We start from the raw sequence: 19,383 nt of genomic DNA on the forward strand, positions 1-19,383 counted from the left end.
GAGGACGATAAACTTCAACTAAAAGGCTTAAAAAAAGAACAGACGACTTTATTCATCGTCTGTTCTCTATTACTCTTCAGCCTTAACTAAAATTTTCTTCACTTTTCGTTCAAATTCACGCCGAGGAATCATGACGCTATGGCCGCAACCTTCGCACTTAATCCGAATATCCATCCCCATACGAATAATCTTAAATCGATTGGTACCACAAGGATGAGGCTTTTTCATTTCTACTATATCATTTAAATCGAAATGCTTTTTTTCCATAAACATCACAACCTATTCATCATCAAACTGAATATCTAAAATCTCTAAAATACGATCCAAATCATCATCTGATAAAAATTCAATTTCAATTTTACCTTTTTTATCACGACGTTTAATCGAGACAGCCGTACCAAATTTATCACGTAATTGACTTTCACTTTCACGAATAAAAATAGGAACTCTGGCCGGCTTAATTGTTTCACGTGAAACATTTTCGTTCAAGTTGTTCACAACATCTTCCAGTTGGCGAACTGTTAAACCTTGCGCCACAGCTTTTTTAGCTGTGGGGATAATATTTTTCTTAAGTTTCAAACCTAGCAACACGCGGCCATGTCCGGCTGACAATGAGCCATCGCGTAACATTACTTGAACTTCTTCAGGTAATGTCAAAAGACGAACAAAGTTAGCGATATATGGTCTGCTTTTCCCAACTCGTTCTGCTAATTTGGCTTGCGTTAAGCCCAATTTTTTCATAAGGAACTGATATGATTCAGCTTCTTCAAGTGGAGATAAATCTTCACGTTGTAAGTTTTCAATGACGGAAAGCTCCATCATTTCTTCTTCAGTTAAGTCACGAACAACTGCTGGAATTTCTTTTAATTTAGCTTCTTTTGCTGCACGGAATCTACGTTCACCTACAACAATTTCATATCCTTTTTCAGCATTTCTTAAAATAATTGGCTGTAAAACTCCGTGAATTTTAATGGAATCACGTAATTCATTGATTGCTTTCGTATCAAAAATTTTACGTGGTTGATATGGATTTGGCTTAATTTCTTTGATAGCGATATTTTGTACTGTTTCTTCATTCGTATCGACATTGTTAAATAGCGCATTAATTCCTTTACCTAGACCTTTAGCCATGTGCAACCACTTCCTTTGCTAATTCTAAATAAACTTCTGCCCCTTTTGATTTTGCATCGTACAACAAAATCGGCTTTCCGTGGCTAGGTGCTTCACTTAAACGAACATTACGTGGAATAATTGTATTAAATACTTTGTTTTGGAAGTATTTTTTCACTTCTTCTATTACTTGAATACCTAGATTTGTTCTAGCATCAAGCATTGTTAGTAAAACACCTTCAATTTGTAAATCTTCATTAAGATGCTTTTGGACGATTCTTATTGTATTTAGTAACTGGCTTAAACCTTCTAACGCGTAATACTCACATTGAACAGGAATTAAAACAGAATCTGCGGCTGTTAAAGCATTTAAAGTCAAAAGCCCAAGTGATGGCGGACAATCAATAATTACATAGTCATAATCATCACGAATTGAGTCGATTGCTTTTTTCAATCTAATTTCGCGTGAGATAGCTGGAACTAGCTCTACTTCAGCCCCTGCAAGTTGAATGGTAGCTGGGATAACATTTAGATTATCTAAATCTGTTTTTTGTAACACATCTTGAATCGCCACATCATCAACCAATACATCATAAATGCAGTGTTCGATTTCACCTTTATTTACACCAACACCACTTGACGCATTTCCTTGTGGGTCAATATCTACTAGTAATACTTTTTTACCTAAAAAAGCTAGGCTAGAGCTTAAATTAACGGATGATGTCGTTTTACCAACCCCACCTTTTTGGTTTGCTAGTGCAATCACTTTGCTCAATCTTTTTCACCAACCCTTATTTTGTACCGAGATTTCCGGTTCTTTTATCTTCTATTCTACCAAAAGATTTTCATTTAGTCTTACAAAAAGTAAAAATAAATTAAAATTCATATTTTGAAAGCTTAAAAATGGTGAAAATGATATTCTTAAAACCTAGAAATGTTTCACGTGAAACATTTTGAAATAAAAAAAGCAACCAACCTAAGCTGATTACTTTTCTACCTTCAATCTACAGAGAATGTTGTCTTAACGCCTAGAACCGTGCAGACTTTTTGATACATTCGCAGAGTCAAATCTGGATCCCCTGCTTCTAAACGCCCAATAATAACAGGAGATAAATCTGATTTAAGCGCTAAATCTAGTTGCGACCATTTCTTCTCCATTCGTTTAGAGAAAATATATTTACCAAGGCTTGCTGAAAAACTATCTAAGTAATGAGCAATGCCTTCATTTGCTAAAGCTTGATTTTTTAGTGTTTCGAATTGATAGTCTGCGTGACCAATACTTGTTTCTGCTTCGATACGACGTAAGAATATACGCTTAGCTTCCTCCCGATATGAGCCCATTTGATCTGTGAATGGATTTTTATCTTTAAAATAGCCTTTTACGAAGCAATAATAAGTTTCATCTCCACTAAAAGCAGTGAAGTAAATTAAACGACAATTTTTATCTTTAAAATGCGCTTTCATCTCTTGAATTGGCTGGTCTATAGTTGTTTCGACACGCGTGGTTTGCAATGAATACGCTTGACTTTTACCGATAATTAAATGGACATCGGGCAGAATTTGCTTACCAGTGCTAAGTTTTCTTGTTTCTGCTGTTTCTAGTTGTAACAGGCCTTGAAATACTAAAGTGGCCATTAGTGGTTCTTCCACAATTAAATTTTGTAAGAAATCATACGCTTGGAACTCATTTTGTTCGTCTTTCACAAAAATGATTTTTGCCATTCGTTTCGTGATTCTACCCTGGGTTGAGTGAATCACTCCCTCCTTTACAACTTTACCTAATTCTATTGTACTTTTTTCTGCTCAAAATTGCACTTATTTTCTCTAATTTTTGTAAAACCGTAAGAAAGTTTATATTCCACTCAAATTGAGTTGTTTTGAATTTAAAAAGAAAAACCCTGCTTTAGTAAGCAAGGTTCGCAACTATTTTTTCGCTTCTTTCGCGATTTGGTACCAACTGTAAATCTTCACTATCGCAAAGAAAGTATAGCCAAACGCGATGAGATATGCCCCGTAATTAATTAATAGAATGTTGAAGCCACTTCCCCAACCAGACTCTTCTGCTACGGCTACTGCTCGGGCATAGGGGCTGGTGAAAAAGTAGGTAATATATAGTGGATTAAAACTTAAAATAGCACTTGTAATGGCTATTACGAAAGATGGAAGTACCATCAAACAACTAATGACACCAACTGCATGTCCAATTATCTTCAAAAACCTCACTGCTACACCTCTTATTTCTTTTTAGGAATTTGAATGGTAATTTGATAAAAATCATCTGTCTCTTCTTCGGTGAAATCTAGGTCCATTCCGTTATCTTTAACCATTGTCACCGACTGTTTAATCGTGTTCATAGCGATACGCACGTCACGACTAATAGCTTGGCGTTTTGGTTTGGTTTTTTTAGTAGCTACTGGTTTTTTCACGCCTAAAATTTCTTGAATTCTTGCTTCGGTTTGTTTGACGTTCCAGTGATTTTCTTCTATTTCTTGTAAAAGGTTCACTTGCTGTTCTTCCGTTTCTAATGCGAGTAAAGAACGAGCATGGCGCTCTGAAATTTGTTTGTTAAGAACGGCTTCTTGGACAGTTTCTGGTAGTTTTAGAAGACGCATTTTGTTTGCGATGGCAGACTGGCTTTTCCCGACACGTTGCGCAAGGGCTTCTTGTGTCACGTCCTGCATGTCTAGTAAACTCCGATATGCTTTTGCTTCCTCAATTGGCGTTAATTCCTCGCGTTGTAAGTTTTCAATTAACGCTATCGCAGCTACTTCTTCATCATCTAAATTCTGAATAATTGCTGGGATTTTTTCCAATTTCAAAGAAAGTACAGCACGAAAACGGCGCTCTCCTGCAATAATTTCATAATAATCCGGTTCCATTTCTCTAACCACTATCGGCTGAATAACACCATGAATTCGGATAGTGCGAGCAAGCTCATCAATTTTATCTTGATCAAATACTGTCCGTGGTTGGAATTGGTTCGGGAATATTTTATCCATAGGAAGTTCTAGTACGCGTTGTACTCCTTCTTCTACTATATCATCCATTTGATTCTTATCTTTTTTTCCAAATAAACGTGAAAAAGGCATCTGGGTCCTTCCTTTCCGGAAAATCTTGGGCGCTTCTTTAAATAGGTTACTTATCCGCAAGTCTCTTAAACTATTTTAGCAGAAATGTCAGAGAAAAACACGCTTATTCTACAGTTTAAATGCGAAAAAATAGACAGAGCTGCTAAAATTCCCCAGTTCCATCTATTTTCCTAATTTATCTTAATGAAATTCGTCAGTTACCGTATTGATAGTTTTTTCCATATTTTCTCGGTAAGATTCATTTTGTAGTAGCATCATGGAAATAATGTCCATCACATACATAATCGAAAACTGGCTGTTGGCGAAATATCTTTTACTTACGAATAAAGTATTGTAAACCGGGATAGTGACGTCGCTGATTTCGGTCATTTCACTATTTTCAAAACTTGTAAATGTAGCGACTTTACTTTTGTTTTTCTTAGCGATTTTTAGTGCGGTGACTAGCTCTGGGGTGTTACCTGAATTGGAAATGCCGATAACGAAATCTTCTTTTGTTGTAATCGAGCTGGTGATAATCATCATATGCGGATCGTTGACACTGATGACGTTTAACCCCATTCGAATAAGGCGCTGCGACATTTCAACGGCAGTGAGTCCAGAACTCCCGACGCCGCAAATATAGACTCGTTTGGCTTCTTGAATATACTGTACAACCTCGCGGATTTTGGCCGGCTCAATCAACTTCACCGTGTTATCAATCACTTTATGGTAAAACGAATAAACTTCTTCAAAAAGATCATCGTAGCCAAGTGATGGAACCATAGTTGCTGCCGTATTCACCCGCATTTTCAAATCCACAAAACTATCACAACGCACATGGCGACAAAATCTCGTTATCGTTGAAATGGATGTGCCGGTCTCTTCAGCTAGCTCTTTAATATTAATATTCTTGAGTTCATCACTTTTTTCTAAAATATATTTTGCGATTTGCTTTTCTTTATTCGGTAATCGATTGTAATTTTGCTGAATTTCATTTAAAATCGTCATCTTTTTTGGCCTCTTTCTGGTTTAAGAAATGATAGAGCGCGCCAATCATCCCTGCTTCATTTCCCAGCTTTGCAAAAGTAAGATCTGCTGTATCGAACATTGGTGAGATTAATTTAGCTGAAATAGCTTTTTTTAGGCGAGGTTTGAAGAATGACTCTTCTTCCATTAATCCTCCACCAAGCACAATCACTTCTGGGTTGAAAATATAGATTAAGTTTACTACACCTTCGACTAAATTCTCAATCCATTGCTCTATTTCGATTAGTACATCCGCATCTCCGTTATAGGCCCACTCCATTATTTGACGGCCGTTCAACGCATTTTCCTCGATATTTTTTCGCGAGGCAACTTGTTTAATTAATGCTTTTGTTGAAGCCACATCTTGAAATTTCCCTTTCGAAAGCTGCATATAACCCACTTCACACGCTGTAAAAGAGTAGCCATTTATTAATTCATCATTTAGTAACATTGCTCCACCGATTCCGGTTCCAATTGTCAAACAGAGCACGCTCCCACGTTCCCGTGCTCCACCCAACCAAGACTCGCCAAGACAGGCTGCGTTTACGTCATTTTCAACTGCGCACGGAAGATTAAATCGGTGCTCTAGTTCTGCTTTTATTTCAGTTCCAGTGTATTTAGGAATCGTGTAGCCAGCATAAATAATTTTGCCTTTCACGGAATCTACAACACCTGCAGAGGCCACACAGATGCCCGCTACATCCGTTTTTTCTTGATCGACAATCCGAATAAGCGCGGGCATGATTTGATTCGCTCCGCCAGTTATAGGGGTCGCACAAGACATAAGCTCGCCCACCCGCTTACCTTCTTGATTAAATTTAGCATATTTGATACTCGTTCCACCAATGTCGACACAAAGATAATTTTCCATTTCTTCACCTCTTTAGTGAAATTATTATCCTTCTTTTGTTAACTCATCGTAAAATGCCTGCTCCGAGTTCGCTTCAATCAAACGAGCTACTTTTTCCTCGTCCATGAGCACCTCAGCAAGCTCCGACAACACTTCTAAATGGCTTTCTGAGTCCGTTGCCGCAAGCGTAATAACTAGTTTCACCGGGTCGAACATGTCGCTTCCAAAAGCCACGCCATCAGCCAGCGTTGCAAAAGTTAGGCCACCGCGAATGACGCCGAATTCTGGTCGTGTGTGCGCTAACGCGATATGTTTAGCAATCACTATATATGGTCCATTATTTTCTACACTTTGAATCATTCCGTCAATATAACTTTCTTTGATGGCGCCTCGTTCTAGTAAAAGTTTTGCTGACGTTTGGATGGCTTCACGCCAGTCTTTTGCTTTTAAATTTACCTCAATATCTTCTAAAGTAACTCGGTCTAATAACATGCTCGCGCCCCCTTATTTGTTATATTTAGCTATTATTTCTGTTAAATCAACATCCGCCAGTGACTCTCGTTCCATATAATTCGGTGTTAAATCGCTATGTTTCGTTACTTCATTTGGGATGACAAGAACATTTACACCCGCACTATTCCCCGCCAAAAGGCCATTTCGCGAGTCTTCTACGATAAGAGCCTCCGATGGCTTAACATCCAGTGCTCTCAAAGCTTCTAAAAACAAGTCCGGTTCCGGCTTGATTCGCGTAACATCCTCCGCCGTAATAATCGCATCAAAATATCCGAGCAAGCCAAGTCGTTCCAAATGATAGAGTGGTTTTGGTCGCTGCGATGATGTCGCAAGTGCTAACTTTAAGCCGCGCTCTTTTAACCCACGAATAAAGCTTTCCACGCCTTCTTTGGCTGGTAAACTTTTGCTATTTTCAATGAAAGTTGCTTGTGTTTCTGCTTCAAATGCTTGGCGATTAATATCCATTTGCTGCGTCTCATTTAATTCACGGAATAAATCGTCCACATTAGATCCGACGCACTGTAAAAATTCCTCAATAGAAAGATCATAATGTTGTTTTGTTTTAAACCAATCTTTAAAAATTTCGTACCAAACTACTTCTGTATCAATAACAATTCCATCAAAATCCATCACAACTGCTTTTAACATCCTCTTCCTCCTTACCCACTTTACTATTCAAAGCGCTCCTAAAAAGAAGCGCTTACAAATAAGTTAATTCTTTTGTTCTCGGTCTGCAACTATTTTATCTATTAGTTCTTGATATTCAGGTGCGCCGAGGTAATCCGTTATTTCCACATAATACGCATCTGGTTGTTTTTCTTTGGCTCGGTCGATAAGGGATTTATGCGTCACGACCACATCGCATTCGGTCGGCAATTCGTGGATGGCGATATGGAACACTTTAATATCGTCTAAGCCAGCGTTTTTAATTTTTTTCTGCAGCACAGTCGCGCCCATCGCACTTGATCCAAGCCCAGCATCGCAAGCATAAGCGATTCTTTTAACATTTTTAAAATTAAAATCATCTACTGGAGCTTCAAAAACAGAGGAAATGCTACTTTTTTTACCTTTAAGACCTTCCATTTTCTTCGCCGCGTCTTGTAGTTCTGAATCTTTGTTCCCCATGCGTTTAATAAATGGTATGGCAGTAATGAATGTAACAAGTGCCGCACATAGCACCGCGATTATAATTTTAATGTGGTCGCCGGGTGCTGCCATCATCATAATGGTGATAATACTACCAGGAGAGGCTACACCAACAAGCCCCGCATTTGTCATTGTTAAAATAAATGTTCCTGTCATACCACCAAGAATTAGCGGTAAGATAAGAATTGGGTTCATTAAAACAAACGGGAAGTAGATTTCGTGAATACCACCAAATAAATGAATAACACTTGCCCCGTAGGAAGATGCTTTTGAGTTTCCTTTTCCAAAGAACATATAGCCAAGTAAAATTCCAAGACCTGGTCCAGGATTTGATTCTAGTAAGTAAAGCACCGATTTTCCTGTTTCGGCGAGTTGTAAGGTGGCTAGCGGACTAAGAATACCTTGACCGATTGCATTGTTCAAGAATAGTACTTTAGCTGGCTCAATAATTAAAGCCGTTAGCGGAAGCAAATGATTGTTAATTAACACATCCACGCCACTTGCTAATACCTTTGTTACAGTTTCAACCATTGGAGCAATTGCCACATAAGAAAATAGCGCTAACCCCGCTCCAATAATCCCAATCGAAAAGTTATTAACTAATAGTTCAAATCCAGCTGGAATTTTTCCATCAATACGTTCATCAAATTTTTTAAGTACCCAAGCAGCAAGCGGACCCATTATCATTGCGCCGATAAACATGGTTATATCCGAACTAATAATTGCACCCATTGTTGCAACGGTACCAATAACTCCTCCTCGGTAACCGTGAACCGCTCGACCTCCAGCAAAGGCAATAAGAAGTGGTAACAAGTAATTAAGCATTGGTGCGATAAAGCCTTTTAACATCTCAGAGCCTGTTGCTACCCCAATCGCCGTTAAAATCCCCCAAGCCATAAAAGCTCCCAAATTCGGAATGACCATACCACTTAGCTTACTCCCAAACTTCTGTACATGTACCCGAATAGACATATTTCCCCCTCCAATCATATGTGTGGCGCTATTTTATAGTGATACTTCTTTTCCTTCAGCAATGGAACGTTCAATCGCATCTACTACTCGTAAGGAATCATATGCTTCTTTTGGTGTAATAATTGATTTTGTGTTATTCGCCACGTTATTAATAAATGCCATTACTTCTTCTGCCAAATCTCCGGAAACTTCGCCATTTGTATAATACCAATGCCTTGAATCCGGATAAGATACCCCTTTTTCACTAACAAAGCGAACGCCGTGATCACATGAGTCTACATATGCCACACCTTTCGTTCCGACTAATTCAAGTTTATCGTCAATGATGGTTGGCGAGTTTTCTGGTAGCACCCAGCAAGCTTCAAGACAAGCAATTGCGCCATTTTCGTACGTAACAATGGCATAGATAACATCATTCATGCCGTATTCTTTTAGCAATACACTGCGGCTTTTGGCGATAACTTTGACTGGCTCGCTATTCATGTACCAGTTAATATAATCAATATCGTGAATCATTACGTGCATACTTAAATCAGAGGCACCTATGTAACGCTTTGGCCCGGTAATTGGACTGTTACGACGACAATAAAGATGAATAATATCACCCAATTCGCCGTTATCTAGGCGCTGTTTAATCATATTAAAACGCGGATCAAATCTGAGTAAAAAGCCAACTGTAAATACTTTATCGTAGTCTTTTGTCAGTTCATACATTGCTTTGCCGTCTTCTAATTCTTTTGCGAGTGGTTTTTCGAGTAAAATGTGTTTTTTGTATTTTACGGCTTCTTCCACACAATCACGGTGCATATTATCCGGTAAAACAATGCTCACAGCTTCAATCTCCGTATTTGCTAGAAGTTCGTGGTAGTCTTTGTATGCTTTACACTGAAATTTTTCTGCCATTTCTGTGCGTCTTTCATCGTTAAACTCACAAATTGCCACTAACTCAACTTGCGGAAGTTTTTGATAAATTTCTGCATGATACTGCCCCATTTGTCCAACACCAATTACGCCAACTTTGATTTGCTTTGTCATGTCACTTACCTCTTTCTTCTTAGATTTTTTTAATTTCATTTGTAAAGCGGGTGGTTATTTCCTGTGGCCGAGTTACTGCGCCGCCAACAACGACGGCATAACAACCTAACGTAAGAACTTGTCGTGCTTTACTAGGCGAGTCGATTTTCCCTTCTGCAATTACTGGGCGCTTCGTACTTTTCAATACTTCTTTCATATGGGAGAAATCGTGGTCGCTGATATTTTTATTCACTGTTTCCTCGGTATAGCCGTAAAGTGTCGTGCCAATTAAGTCAAAGCCAAGGGAATCAGCGTAATAAACGTCTTCAATACTGCCTGTGTCTGCCATGAAAAGCGTATCTGGAAACTCTTTTCGAATGGCGTCTAGGATGTCTTTGAGGTCTTCGTTATGTGGCCTTTGTCTTGTTGTCGCATCCATCGCAACAATCTCTGCTCCCGTTTCACATATTTCTCTGACTTCTTTTAAGGTTGGTGTGATAAATACGTCCGAATCATCGTAATCTTTTTTGTAAATACCAATAATGGGGACGTCCACCTCGCTTTGAATTGCTCGAATATCTTTTGCGGTATTTGCTCGGATACCAACAGCACCACCTTGAACTGCGGCCAGAGCCATTTTCGACATAATAAATGCACTATGAAGTGGTTCGTCTTCTAAAGCTTGGCAGGAAACCACTAACCCGCCTTTGATTTTTTCCATAACAGAATTACCCACTGATACTCCTCCTCTATACTGTGTTTCAGTGTAAAGTATGCGTTTTCAAACAGACTATATCACAAGAAAATGATTTTATCAATATCAATTAAACGAAAATTATTTTCATATCCGGGTGTGGTTGCTTATGGAAACTAGCTTTAAAAAATGACATTGCTGTTAAAAATAAAAAATCCTTTCGTTTGAAAGGACTTTGTTAGCTTATTCGATTGGTAATTTGTTGGGTGTTCCGGGTTTGCGCGGATATTTATTGGGTGTTTCTTTTGTTTTCGTGATGACGTAGATATTGCGCTCGCTTTCTTCTACTGGTAGGGAGAAAGAGAAGTGTTCATCGACTTTTCCGCCGAATAGTTTGATAGCTTTTTCAGCTGTTTGCAGCTCTTGTTCGGCTTGGGCTGCTTTCATTACTAGGAACGAACCACCTTTTTTAACAAGTGGCATGCAGAGTTCGGATAATACGCTCATTCTTGCTACAGCACGTGCGGTTACAAGGTCGTATTTTTCGCGCTGTGCTTTGTTTTGGCCAAATGTTTCGGCGCGATCATGGTAGAAATGCACATCGGTTAGGCCTAATTTTTCTGCTAGCGCGTCAAGGAAAGTCATACGTTTTTTCAAGGAGTCTACGATGCTTACTTTTAGATGTGGGAAGCAGATTTTAATTGGGAGACTTGGAAAACCAGCGCCAGCCCCGACATCACAAATAGTATCGAATTTAGTAAAGTCTACATAAAACGCGGCAGAAATAGAATCGTAAAAGTGCTTTAAATACACTTCTTTTTCGTCGGTAATAGCTGTTAAATTCATTTTTTCATTCCATTCTACTAACATTTCGAAGTAATCGTGGAATTGTTTCATTTGGTCGTCACTTAGTTCTATTCCTTTTTCAGCGAGCGCCATTTGGAATTGCTCTGGATTCATATTTTTTCCTCACTTTATTTTCGCGATTTTTGCCGTGTTTAGGATGTTGGAACATCTCGGTTTATACTTTTAAACAGGCTTGTACCGTATATTTTAGCTCATTATTTTCAAGTATAAGTATTTTCGTGCTATTTAGCAAGTTCGTATTACGTTTAACAATTATCAAACTTATTGGCATTCTCTTTAAAACTTTTTTTGGCTTGATTTACCCATTTTCCTTTTGCTGTGGTGGAAAGTCCATCTATGTAACCCTGACAATTGCTTTTGATATCGGCTATTTTGTCCCGCTTGATCATTTTTAACATTCGTTTGCGATTTTCTGATGTTGCATGAGTTTGACTCGCCACAAACATCCCAATAAGATTTTTTTCTAGATTTCTGCGTGACTCTAATAATTCTGCTTTTAGTTTATCTATCATGTTATAAATCACGTTCCTTTTTTAGCTGATGTAGTTCTTCTTCATAAGAATTCGCTTGTTTCTTATAAAGTGCTTGATGCTCTTCGTGTTCATTTTCTAGTTTTGTTAGTGTGTTTTTTACTGTCCAATCGCCTTCTTCTTGGATAGAACTGATTAAATGGTAGGCTTTTTGCAAGTCTTCAGATGTTTCGTAAACTCTTTTTTGATGGATGTACCTGATTTGTTCAGAAAGATTTTCTAGTTCTTGGTGAAACCGCCATTTTTCTTCGGATGCATCGTCCATCGCTTCGTCCAATTGCCGTCTTTTTCTATTATAATCATCATCCAAATTCTCGATTTTTAGCAATAGTTGTCTTTGTTTATCCATACATGCTCCCTATTTGTTTGGCTAATTCTTGATCGGTTTTTAGCTGGCTTTTTATCGCTTCGTTGATTTGTTCTAGTAATTCATCATATTCTTGCTCTATCTTGGTTGCTTCGGCTAAGGAGTTTTCGCAGTCTTGCACTGTGTCTATCACTATTTTCGGCTCAGTCGCCCCGCCCCAAGCAAGTGCGGCGAGTATTTCTGACTCAGATAGATTGGAGCCGATATCCCTTGCATCTGAAAGCGTATCGCGCCACAACTCTTCAGCATTCTCGATTTCTTTATCAAAAACATCTTTTAAAGCTCTAATTTCGCCTTGAATCGTTTGTTTCATCCCTTGCGTAATTGTTAGTGCTTCCGCTGCATCCAAGAATATTTCTTCGGATGAGGATAGGCCACCACCGCTTTTTGTAAAACTGGTTCGCATGATGTTGATTGCTGCTAATTGTTGCGCTGTTGCGTATTTAGCTAATTGAAGGCTGCCTTCTTTATTTGTTAGGATGTTTCCTTCTTTGTCAAACTGATAACCACCCCACATATGCTGCTCAACCAAACCAGCTTTTTTCGACTCAACCTCTATTAAATGACCAATTATCGGGTCTCCAATACCATAACCAATTGCCACATAATCCTTCCTATCAATAAAATTAAATAATCTATCTAAAGCGTTTATTGCTTTTACTGTATCTTGTTGTTTTGGCGTTAGGTTGGAGTAGATATTCGGACCTTGGTAGAAGAAACCGCCGCTGATGCGGTTGATGTCTTTTTTATCTAAGTCTGCGATAGCGTACTGGGCGTTCATGGAGCCTAGAGAATGACCGTATACGTAAATTTGAGCGTTTGGGTAGAATTTCATGATTTGTTTTAAGGTTTCTGCGGAGGTTTTTAGTTGAGGTGTTACTGTGGAGCCTCCGCCATGTGTAATTTGGATTGCGGTTGGAATATCATTATCCAGCCAATCTTCCCTTACATCTCGATAATCCGGGTGTTTTGGAACATTAAAGTTTCCATTAGCCGGTGCCGTAGAGCCTTTGTAAAGGATTGTTAGTTCTTTTACTTTGTTTCTTTCGCTGATGGAAGCCGTGGGTGGTGTGTATTTGTCTGTGATGATGTAGGTTTGTTCTCCGGTTGGTTTGTTGTTGATTTTTTGGGATACGATTCCGATGGTTTTAATCCCTCCATTAGTTGCGGGAATATTTACTGCTTCACCCGATTTCATTTTATGATATTCTTTTTCTGCTAACTCAACTCTTTCTTGATCTGTATGAAATTGACTCATTTGTATCCCTCCAAAAGCCCTAATCTTCTTGTAAGCTCTTTAGAAATACTAGCGCCACCACCTTTTAGACTTCCGTTACGTTTGTTCAAAGTGTATGTTAACTTCAAAGCAGGATCCTTGTTAATAACTAATGTAACTATAATTCCGCCCATTGGATTAGACTCTATACTTTCCTCCTCAACTTCATATGACTGAATTATCCCTTCTTTTGTGAATGCTTTTGTATCAATAAGTTTTATATCATCATTGAATACTTCTTTTGCTTCATCACTATAAACCACTTTCTTCATTTCTTTATTTAATTTCTCTTCATCCATATAGAATTTCACTCCTAAACCCAAAATGGTTATTACTGTAATTCCTAGTATTATTATCCATCTCTTTTTCAACTCTACACCTCAGTATGTATGACTTTTTATTTGTAGGTCTATTTTATCACATGTTAGAAATTTTCACTTTCTTTTTTTTCAGTCTTTTAACGTTTGTTTAATTTCTTAGTTAGTATTGGCTTGACTCATTAATATTCCTCCCAACGACCTAGTAATTTAGACAGCTTTTCTGATATACTTGCTCCTCCGCACTCTAATTTTCCAGAATAATTATCCATCGTATATTCTATATCCATTTCTGAGTCTTTATTTATTACTAACGTAACATTGATTCCACCCATTGGATTTCGCTTTATACTTCCCTCATCAATTTTGTACGATTGAATTATGCCTTCTTTCGTAAATGCTTTTGCATCCAGATTTGTTAATCTTTTTTCGAATACTTCTTTTGCTTCATCACTATAGATTACTTTCATCATTTCTTTATTTAATTTCTCTTCATCCATATAAAATTTTATCCCTAGACCGAAAATAAGCATTATTGCAATTCCAAATAGTACTATCCATCTCTTTTTCAAACCTTCACCTCTGTTTTTATTTTCTTAGTTGTCTAATAATTTTTCTAATTTTGCAGAATTTCCGCCGCCATCATCAATCAGTTTTTTGTCATCAGCTTTATTCAATGTAAAAAAAACATATAACTCAGAATCTCCATTAACATGCAAAGTAACATTTATTCCTCCATAGGATTTTGTTTGATACTTTTCTTATCAATTTCATATGTGTTAATTACACCCTTCCCAGTCAATGCTTTAGCATCCAGACTTTTCAACCCATTTTCAAAAACGCTTTTCGCTTCATCACTATAAATCACATTCATCATTTCTTCGTTTAATTTCTCTTCATCCATATAAAATTTTATCCCTAAACCAAAAATAATCATTATTACAATTCCAAATAGTATTATCCATCTCTTTTTCACACATTCACCTCTGCAGTATGTCTTCTTCTATGTAATCCCATTCTACCCTAATTAAAAACAAGAAAAAACCACATTATTCAGCGGAAACTTTCAACTTAGATGGTAAGTTTGAAGTTTCCGTGAACATGTGGTTTCAGTTATTATAGTAATCTGTGTTCTTATTTACTTATTTTCGCGATTTTCCCTTGCTCAATATAAACTAGCAAAATAGATATATCGGCTGGGTTTACTCCGCTGATACGGCTCGCTTGGGCGATGGAAAGGGGTTCGATTTTCTTTAATTTTTCTAGGGCTTCTGTTGCGAGGCCGCTGATTGCATCATAATTGATGTTTTCTGGGATTTTTTTGTCTTCCATGCGCTTCATTTTTTCTACTTGAAGGTTTGATTTTTGGATGTAGCCTTCGTATTTAATTTGAATTTCTACTTGTTCAGCGATTTCGTCAGTCACAAATGTTTCACGTGAAACAATTTGGGCGATTTTGTCGTAAGTTATTTCGGGACGGCGAAGTAAATCTGCTGCTAGAATTCCGTCTTTTAGCTCTCCAGAACCGATTTTTTTTAGCATTGCTTGGACTTCAGCAGTTGGTTTAATTCGTGTTTTTTGTAGTCTTTCTTTTTCTGCTTCAATGGCTCTTTGTTTTGCTAAAAAGCGTTCATATCGTTCGTCGCTAATTAAGCCGATTTCATGACCGATTTCTGTTAAACGTAAATCTGCATTATCATGGCGTAATAGTAAACGGTATTCGGCACGAGATGTAAGTAAACGATATGGTTCTTCAGTTCCTTTTGTTACTAAATCGTCAATTAAAACGCCAATATAAGCTTGATCGCGACCGAGGATAACTGGTTCTTTTTCAAAAACTTTGCGTGCTGCGTTGATTCCTGCCATTAAACCTTGTCCAGCTGCTTCTTCGTAACCACTTGTACCATTAATTTGGCCGGCTGTGAAAAGACCTTCAACTAATTTAGTTTCAAGTGATGGCCACAGTTGGTCTGGCATTACTGCATCATATTCGATAGCGTAGCCAACACGCATCATTTCTACATTTTCAAGTCCAGGAATAGTTCTTAACATTTCACGTTGCACTTCTTCTGGTAAACTGGTGGAAAGACCTTGGACATATACTTCTTCGGTATTTTTGCCTTCTGGTTCCAGGAAGATTTGGTGTCTTGGTTTGTCGCTGAAACGAACAATTTTATCTTCAATGGATGGACAATATCTTGCACCAGTGCCTTTTTTCGTCGCTGTAAACATTGGTGAACGGTGTAAGTTCGCTTGGATTATTTCATGGGTTGTTTCGTTTGTATAAGTTAACCAACACGGTAATTGTTCTAGCATCATTTCTACTGTATCAAAACTAAATGCTCGCGGAAGATCGTCACCTGGTTGTTCTTCTGTTTTTGAGTAGTCAATCGTACTTGATTTTACGCGCGGTGGTGTTCCTGTTTTAAAGCGGCGCAGTTCGAAACCTAGTTCTTCCAGATGCTCTGAAAGTTTCACAGAAGGTTGTTGGTTGTTTGGACCGCTGGAATAGCGCAGTTCACCGACAATAATTTCGCCACGTGAGAAAGTTCCGGTAGTAATAACGACTGTTTTCGCATAATAAATTGCGCCACTGTTTGTAATAACGCCTTTACACACGCCATCTTCAATCACTAAACGGTCAACAAGTCCTTGGCGCAAAGTGATATTTTCTTCTTTTTCAATTGTGTGTTTCATTTCGTGTTGGTAATCCCATTTGTCTGCTTGAGCACGTAATGCGCGAACAGCCGGGCCTTTACCTGTATTTAGCATCCGCATTTGGATGTACGTTTTATCCGTGTTGCGACCCATTTCGCCACCAAGAGCATCGATTTCGCGCACAACTACGCCTTTTGCTGGCCCTCCAACAGAAGGATTACATGGCATAAAAGCGACCATATCTAAATTTATCGTTAACATCAGCGTTTTGGCGCCCATCCGGCCACTGGCAAGACCTGCTTCTACTCCCGCATGGCCTGCACCAACAACGATGACGTCAAAAGTTCCTGCATCATAGGTTTGCATTTTATAAAAACATCTCCTAAAAAATCATTTTCCAAGGCAAAATTGATTGAATAACTGATCGAGTAATTCATCCTGGACAGAATCACCAGTAATTTCACCTAGTAAATCCCATGCACGAGTCATATCAATCTGGACAATATCCACTGGCATACCGAGCTGAATTCCTGTTGTAACGGCATTTAAAGCTTCAAGTGCTTGGTGAAGTAAGGCAATATGCCGAACGTTTGAAACATAAGTGGCGTCACCTGCATCAATGTCCCCAGCAAAAAACAGTGCTTTAATTGCTTCTTCCAAAGCCTCTAAACCTTCATCGTTAACTAGCGAAGTAGCGACGATTGGATTTTCTCCCGCAAGTTCACGCACTCTATCTATATCAAGCTTTGTTTCCAAATCTGTTTTATTTAAAACGACCACATAATTATGACCCGCAGCTGCTTCAAATAACGCTTCATCTTCCACTGTCAGCTCTTCGTTTTGATTTAATACTAGCAGGATAAAATCGGCATCCGCCAAGGCTTTTCTTGAACGTTCTACACCAATTTTTTCAACAATGTCTTCTGTTTCGCGAATTCCGGCCGTATCAATTAAACGCAGCGGAACACCGCGAACATTCACGTATTCTTCTATAATATCTCGCGTCGTCCCAGCAATATCAGTGACAATCGCTTTTTCTTCTTGAATTAATTGGTTAAGCAAGGACGATTTCCCAACATTTGGTCGACCGATAATAGCCGTTGCCAATCCTTCGCGGAGAATTTTCCCTTGGTTTGCTGTTTGTAAAAGTTGCTCGACGGAAGCGCGAACTAGCTCTGTTTTCTCCAGTAGCATTCGCTGGGTCATTTCCTCCACATCATCGTACTCCGGATAGTCGATATTTACTTCGACTTGCGCTAAAGCATCCAAAATTTCTTGACGCAAATTGCGAATCAACCGCGAAAGATTCCCGTCCATTTGCCGAATTGCAACGCCCATCGCCCGGTCTGTTTTAGCGCGAATTAAATCCATCACAGCCTCCGCTTGCGACAAATCAATTCTTCCATTTAAAAATGCTCGCTTTGTGAATTCACCTGGTTCAGCTAAATTGGCCCCATTTCGTAGTAATAGTTGCAAGACGCGATTGACCGAAACGATTCCGCCATGTGCATTTATTTCCACCACATCTTCCCGTGTAAAAGTACGCGGGGCACGCATAACCGTGACCATTACTTCCTCAATTACTTCGCCGTCTTCTTTTATATGACCGTAGTGAATTGTGTGACTGTCTGCTTCACTTAAGCTATTTTTGGCATAAAAAATACGATCCGCTATCTGAATCGCCTCTGGACCGCTTAATCTAATAATAGCAATGGCCCCTTCTCCCGGCGGTGTTGAGATTGCAGCAATAGTATCAAATTCCATTCTTTACTCATCCTTTCTCATTAGAAGTTAAGCTCAAATAAGCCTTATCCTATTTTGAATAAATTTTGGCACGTGATTTTGTGCATTTTCAACAACTTACGCTCCGCTTTGACCAAAGCAATTAAATTGTTAGTATTTGGAAGGTTATCCATAGATTTATTAACATATCCACAGAAAAACCATTAATAAAAATTCATCCCTACTATTTTAACTTATCCACATGTGAATAACAATAGTTTTATCTCTACTAGTTAAGAAAACTTAAATTTTCTCGTTAAAGCTTTAACATATCCTTCCACTTCCTTGGATTTAACTCAACTCTTTTACTCTATACTAAAGTCAAAAGGAGGAAAAATAATGAAATTACATAAGCTAACATGGATACTACTAACGGGGCTATTACTACTCTCAGCGTGTTCCGCGAAGCAACCAACTGTATCTTTATCATCAAATGCTTCCGCGGTTTATTCAGTCGAAAATGGCATAGCGGTTTACGAAAAAAATGCCGATAAAGTCATGCCAATCGCGAGTTTAACAAAATTAATGACTGCTTTTCTAGTTTTAGAGGCTGTGGATAACAATGAATTATCGTGGGATGAAGAGCTCGACCTTGTTCGGCTAGATGATCCTTCCGCGGTTTCGCTTTACGCAATTACACAAAAAAGAACATGGTCAGTCCGGGACTTATATAACGCTATGCTCGTTATGTCAGCAAATGATGCCGCCGAGACACTAGGTAACCGTTTAGACGATGCTAATTTCCCCCAAAAAATGAATAATGAGGCTAAAAAATTAGGATTATCGAATAAAACCAAATTTGTCAGTGCCAGCGGACTCGATGTTGACGGTAAAATGGCTGTTTCTACCACAAAGGACTTATTTTTGCTATCATCTAAATTAATTTCCACTCATCCTGAAGTGTTAGAGACAACTTCCAAATCTAGCATCATAACCGACAAAGGGGCAAAACTTGAATCTACCAATGACTCACTCGGTTCAATACAAGGGTTAGATGGACTGAAAACTGGTTTTACGGATGAAGCTGGTTATTGCTTCATCGGAACAGCTGAACGCGGAGGAAAACGTGTGATTTCAATTGTTTTGGATGCGGGTACTGCGGAGAAACGATTGAAAGATACAGAGAAATTGATGGAGATTGGATTTAAGGAAAATTAGCGGAAAGAAAAAGAACTTCTTTATCAAAGAGAAGT

The 19,383-nt window shown here is 38.5% G+C and carries 22 protein-coding genes and 1 pseudogene; 1 reads left to right on the forward strand and 22 read right to left on the reverse strand.

Going from position 1 to position 19,383, the window contains the following annotated elements; genetic code table 11:
* Positions 1-69: 69 nt before the first annotated feature.
* From HCB38_RS09575 to mnmE, 22 genes and pseudogenes are all read right to left on the reverse strand, one after another.
* Positions 70-273, reverse strand: a complete 204-nt coding sequence (locus HCB38_RS09575) for a DUF951 domain-containing protein (RefSeq protein ID WP_077904843.1) — start codon at positions 271-273, stop codon at positions 70-72.
* A 6-nt stretch (positions 274-279) separates the two neighbouring features.
* Positions 280-1,131 (reverse strand): ParB/RepB/Spo0J family partition protein, encoded by an 852-nt coding sequence (locus tag HCB38_RS09580; protein ID WP_185319671.1) that lies wholly within the window; start codon positions 1,129-1,131, stop codon positions 280-282.
* On the reverse strand, positions 1,124-1,885 hold the full coding sequence (locus HCB38_RS09585; RefSeq protein ID WP_003722150.1) for a ParA family protein: 762 nt from the start codon (positions 1,883-1,885) through the stop codon (positions 1,124-1,126). The genes HCB38_RS09580 and HCB38_RS09585 overlap by 8 nt, the downstream gene beginning before the upstream one ends.
* Positions 1,886-2,109: 224 nt before the next feature.
* Positions 2,110-2,868 carry a helix-turn-helix domain-containing protein gene (locus tag HCB38_RS09590; protein ID WP_185638354.1) on the reverse strand — a complete coding sequence of 253 codons (759 nt, stop codon included), beginning with the start codon at positions 2,866-2,868 and terminating at the stop codon, positions 2,110-2,112.
* 165 nt (positions 2,869-3,033) lie between these two features.
* The gene (locus tag HCB38_RS09595; protein WP_003725338.1) at positions 3,034-3,333 is read right to left on the reverse strand and encodes a hypothetical protein; all 300 of its coding nucleotides are present in this window, start codon (positions 3,331-3,333) and stop codon (positions 3,034-3,036) included.
* Between the two features lie 11 nt (positions 3,334-3,344).
* A complete protein-coding gene (noc, locus tag HCB38_RS09600) occupies positions 3,345-4,199 on the reverse strand; it encodes a nucleoid occlusion protein (RefSeq protein ID WP_185319669.1) in 855 nt (284 codons plus the stop codon).
* A 180-nt stretch (positions 4,200-4,379) separates the two neighbouring features.
* Positions 4,380-5,186, reverse strand: coding sequence for a MurR/RpiR family transcriptional regulator (locus HCB38_RS09605; protein WP_003772775.1), 807 nt, complete (start codon positions 5,184-5,186; stop codon positions 4,380-4,382).
* Positions 5,170-6,075 (reverse strand): ROK family protein, encoded by a 906-nt coding sequence (locus HCB38_RS09610; RefSeq protein ID WP_185313084.1) that lies wholly within the window; start codon positions 6,073-6,075, stop codon positions 5,170-5,172. The genes HCB38_RS09605 and HCB38_RS09610 overlap by 17 nt, the downstream gene beginning before the upstream one ends.
* A gap of 24 nt (positions 6,076-6,099) precedes the next feature.
* Complete coding sequence (locus HCB38_RS09615; RefSeq protein ID WP_185638356.1) at positions 6,100-6,546, reverse strand: PTS sugar transporter subunit IIA; 447 nt, start codon at positions 6,544-6,546, stop codon at positions 6,100-6,102.
* 12 nt (positions 6,547-6,558) lie between these two features.
* Entirely contained in the window at positions 6,559-7,215 is a 657-nt protein-coding gene (locus HCB38_RS09620) for an HAD family hydrolase (protein WP_185638358.1), read from the reverse strand.
* A 63-nt stretch (positions 7,216-7,278) separates the two neighbouring features.
* Positions 7,279-8,685, reverse strand: coding sequence for a PTS mannitol transporter subunit IIBC (locus tag HCB38_RS09625; RefSeq protein WP_010991455.1), 1,407 nt, complete (start codon positions 8,683-8,685; stop codon positions 7,279-7,281).
* Between the two features lie 33 nt (positions 8,686-8,718).
* Positions 8,719-9,720, reverse strand: coding sequence for a Gfo/Idh/MocA family protein (locus HCB38_RS09630; protein WP_185638361.1), 1,002 nt, complete (start codon positions 9,718-9,720; stop codon positions 8,719-8,721).
* Positions 9,721-9,739: 19 nt separating this feature from the next.
* Complete coding sequence (locus HCB38_RS09635) at positions 9,740-10,435, reverse strand: N-acetylmannosamine-6-phosphate 2-epimerase (protein WP_070024037.1); 696 nt, start codon at positions 10,433-10,435, stop codon at positions 9,740-9,742.
* 201 nt (positions 10,436-10,636) lie between these two features.
* A complete protein-coding gene (rsmG, locus tag HCB38_RS09640) occupies positions 10,637-11,353 on the reverse strand; it encodes a 16S rRNA (guanine(527)-N(7))-methyltransferase RsmG (RefSeq protein WP_185638363.1) in 717 nt (238 codons plus the stop codon).
* A gap of 152 nt (positions 11,354-11,505) precedes the next feature.
* Complete coding sequence (locus HCB38_RS09645; protein WP_003764445.1) at positions 11,506-11,772, reverse strand: hypothetical protein; 267 nt, start codon at positions 11,770-11,772, stop codon at positions 11,506-11,508.
* A gap of 1 nt (position 11,773) precedes the next feature.
* Positions 11,774-12,139, reverse strand: a complete 366-nt coding sequence (locus tag HCB38_RS09650; RefSeq protein WP_185638365.1) for a hypothetical protein — start codon at positions 12,137-12,139, stop codon at positions 11,774-11,776.
* Positions 12,132-13,415, reverse strand: a complete 1,284-nt coding sequence (locus HCB38_RS09655) for an Mbeg1-like protein (protein WP_185638367.1) — start codon at positions 13,413-13,415, stop codon at positions 12,132-12,134. Before HCB38_RS09655 ends, HCB38_RS09650 begins: the two co-directional genes overlap by 8 nt.
* Positions 13,412-13,804 (reverse strand): DUF1310 family protein, encoded by a 393-nt coding sequence (locus tag HCB38_RS09660; RefSeq protein WP_185319662.1) that lies wholly within the window; start codon positions 13,802-13,804, stop codon positions 13,412-13,414. The genes HCB38_RS09655 and HCB38_RS09660 overlap by 4 nt, the downstream gene beginning before the upstream one ends.
* A gap of 128 nt (positions 13,805-13,932) precedes the next feature.
* Positions 13,933-14,322 carry a DUF1310 domain-containing protein gene (locus tag HCB38_RS09665; protein ID WP_185319661.1) on the reverse strand — a complete coding sequence of 130 codons (390 nt, stop codon included), beginning with the start codon at positions 14,320-14,322 and terminating at the stop codon, positions 13,933-13,935.
* A 24-nt stretch (positions 14,323-14,346) separates the two neighbouring features.
* A pseudogene (locus HCB38_RS09670) lies at positions 14,347-14,726 on the reverse strand (DUF1310 domain-containing protein).
* A gap of 158 nt (positions 14,727-14,884) precedes the next feature.
* Complete coding sequence (gene mnmG / locus HCB38_RS09675; protein WP_185607943.1) at positions 14,885-16,774, reverse strand: tRNA uridine-5-carboxymethylaminomethyl(34) synthesis enzyme MnmG; 1,890 nt, start codon at positions 16,772-16,774, stop codon at positions 14,885-14,887.
* A 24-nt stretch (positions 16,775-16,798) separates the two neighbouring features.
* A complete protein-coding gene (gene mnmE, locus HCB38_RS09680; RefSeq protein ID WP_185319659.1) occupies positions 16,799-18,172 on the reverse strand; it encodes a tRNA uridine-5-carboxymethylaminomethyl(34) synthesis GTPase MnmE in 1,374 nt (457 codons plus the stop codon).
* A gap of 357 nt (positions 18,173-18,529) precedes the next feature.
* Here mnmE and HCB38_RS09685 point away from each other — a divergent pair, with 357 nt between their 5' ends.
* On the forward strand, positions 18,530-19,348 hold the full coding sequence (locus HCB38_RS09685) for a D-alanyl-D-alanine carboxypeptidase PBPD2 (RefSeq protein ID WP_185638369.1): 819 nt from the start codon (positions 18,530-18,532) through the stop codon (positions 19,346-19,348).
* The last annotated feature ends 35 nt before the right edge of the window (positions 19,349-19,383 follow it).

The organism is Listeria farberi (genome assembly GCF_014229295.1).
Classification (GTDB): domain Bacteria; phylum Bacillota; class Bacilli; order Lactobacillales; family Listeriaceae; genus Listeria; species Listeria farberi.